Origin of the sequence: Bartonella sp. CE47NXGY, from assembly GCF_042195415.1 — a bacterium.
GTDB lineage: Bacteria > Pseudomonadota > Alphaproteobacteria > Rhizobiales > Rhizobiaceae > Bartonella.
The window spans coordinates 1-2,281 of sequence record NZ_JBHIOI010000097.1 but is presented as its reverse complement, the minus strand read 5'-3'; the positions used below and the strand labels follow the sequence as shown (position 1 = coordinate 2,281).

Sequence of the window (2,281 nt, the reverse complement as noted above, 5' to 3'; positions counted from 1 at the left end):
ATAACTATTGGAGCAGTCGCCATGACCGTAGAAAGATAGAATATTTTTTTATAGTCTTGCCAAACAAGAGAAAGCTGCTTTTTATCAAACATTCTGCTGCTTTTTTATTTTGGGGAGTTCTGTTTTAAGGCGATATCGCGTTCATTCAGCACGCATTTCAGTTCCTTTTTCACGCGACAATAAAGCCTCGCACGCTTGATAAACAGGTAGTAAATGACAACGATTGGCGCCCATATTAAAACACCTAAGAGCGTAAAACACAGGAAAGAAATGGCTATTAATGTTATAAGACTACTCGTCATTTTGTCCCCCTTCCACATTCTGCATACGCATTGCCTGATCGCGTTGTTGTATCGCTTCTTCCAATTGTTGAAGTATTTTGTTCAATTTTCTCGTTAACTTTATGCACATGATCCCAATGATCGGAAAAAAGAGAAGAACCCCTAACCATATAAGGCTCAACAGCTGCATGATAAAGGCAACATTATCATTTTTCCACCATACAAAATTTGCGATAGAGAAAGCAGATTGCAAAACAGAAAAGAGAATAAGGATAAAAAAGATTATTTTACATTCTTTTGAATAAAAAGGCAGAGATTCTTTGAAGTTAAGAAAGCGCATTTTCGCATCAAGGGTCTTATGGGCGAGATTGTGTCTTTTCATTTCTCCCCGATCATTGCGCAATTGTTGTATGGCTTGCTTTTGTTGCGTCGTACTCTTTTTCAAGCCTTGAGCGAGTTTAAAAGATAACCTGATATATTTGATCAACAGGTAAGGAAACCTGACCATAACCATAACCATTAAAATGGCAATGATAATGAACCCTAAAAAAACCAAATGCTGCATCATAATGCTCCCTTTTTTTCCCTATCGCATTGATGTGAAATCATCATTTTTATTTTCTTCTCAAGCAAATGTTTCTAATTCCTTTACTGTTTCTTGCACGCCATACTGAAGAAAACTATGGAGAATTAAAATGACAGGTAAAGAAACAACAATACATGTCCAGACCCAAAACAGCAGTCGCATGACAAAATCAATAATGTGAAGCACTATCATAGGCACGTAATTGTGCAAAAAAACCGCAGATTTTGGAAGAAAAGCTGAAAAAACGACAACACCTGTGCTAAGTGCAACCATAACGAAGGCGATAGAAAAGATCATAAAATAATCTTTTTTTGAGAGAAGCAAAGATTCTTGAAAAGAAAAGGCACGCAACTGTGTTGTAAGAACTGTCCTCTGTCCTCTACCCTCTACCTGATAATGCCCTAAATTCTGCGCTGCACCCTTTTTTAATTTTCGCTGCGTCACCAATAACAAGATTGTCCGTTTTATCAACGAATAATAAAGTGCAACGATTGTCACCACGGTAGAAAGGAATACCATAAAAATTGCAGAACAAATAAAAATTGTCGTCCCTACGGCAGTCAACATTCCAATGATTAAAGAAGCGCTCACTTTTCCCCCTATTGTCTTCTGTTAAGAGATTGGTTGTCTAGCTGTTGCTGCTCTGGCAAGGTTTCCCATTGTAGCATCATTTCCTTCACATCCCGTTTAAATACGGCGTTAAAGACAAAAAAGAGCGGACAAAAACCAAAAAGAACGCCAAAAATCATTTGCGGTAAGAGACATAAAAAAGCCCAAACACTATTCCACCCCGCATCAAGAACATGCTGAATTATAGGATTTTGGAAAGGGTGTTTAAGACTTTCCTGAAGTCTTTCCTGAAGACTTTCTTGTTTCATTTGTCCCAGTGCTTGGAGCTGTTCTTTGGATATAACGTGAAAAAATTCCAAAGGATCCATATAGGCAGACGCGGAAAAAAGCACCAACAAGAGGATAGCCAAACAACAAATGATGATATAATCGCTTGTTGAAAGCATCATCCATTTTTTGAAAGTTGCCGATTGATCCAACACTGACTGTGATACAAAAGCCTTATCTCCCTTATGGGCAGATTGGTGTTGTGATTTATCTTCGATCATACGGATACTCCCCCACTTCTAAAATTCCCACTCTTCAATATTTGATAGCACGCCACCAGCGCGGTAAATTCGCTTAGCACCCTTCTCAGAGTAATGCAAGCACTATAAATCCCCTCTACGTATTTTATTCATTTGCCCTATACGCGCTTATACATGAAGCACTATACGTGAGGCACTTACAAGCCCAAACACCCCTTTTTCCAAGGTGGTGCCCCCATCTTGAAAGCCAAGCACGCGGCCAAGATCAACCTCAGTCCCAGATCAACCTCATTCATTGCCTCATCGAAAACTTCCTC

Annotated in this window: 3 protein-coding genes; all 3 read right to left on the bottom strand. The window is 39.1% G+C overall.

The window, feature by feature from the left end:
* Positions 1-291: 291 nt before the first annotated feature.
* The 3 genes from ACFIL3_RS09720 to ACFIL3_RS09710 are packed head-to-tail and all read right to left on the bottom strand — an operon-like array spanning position 292 to position 1,985.
* Positions 292-849, bottom strand: a complete 558-nt coding sequence (locus tag ACFIL3_RS09720) for a hypothetical protein (protein WP_375627748.1) — start codon at positions 847-849, stop codon at positions 292-294.
* A gap of 57 nt (positions 850-906) precedes the next feature.
* The gene (locus tag ACFIL3_RS09715; RefSeq protein ID WP_375682180.1) at positions 907-1,458 is read right to left on the bottom strand and encodes a hypothetical protein; all 552 of its coding nucleotides are present in this window, start codon (positions 1,456-1,458) and stop codon (positions 907-909) included.
* Between the two features lie 8 nt (positions 1,459-1,466).
* On the bottom strand, positions 1,467-1,985 hold the full coding sequence (locus ACFIL3_RS09710; RefSeq protein WP_375682179.1) for a hypothetical protein: 519 nt from the start codon (positions 1,983-1,985) through the stop codon (positions 1,467-1,469).
* Positions 1,986-2,281 lie beyond the last annotated feature (296 nt).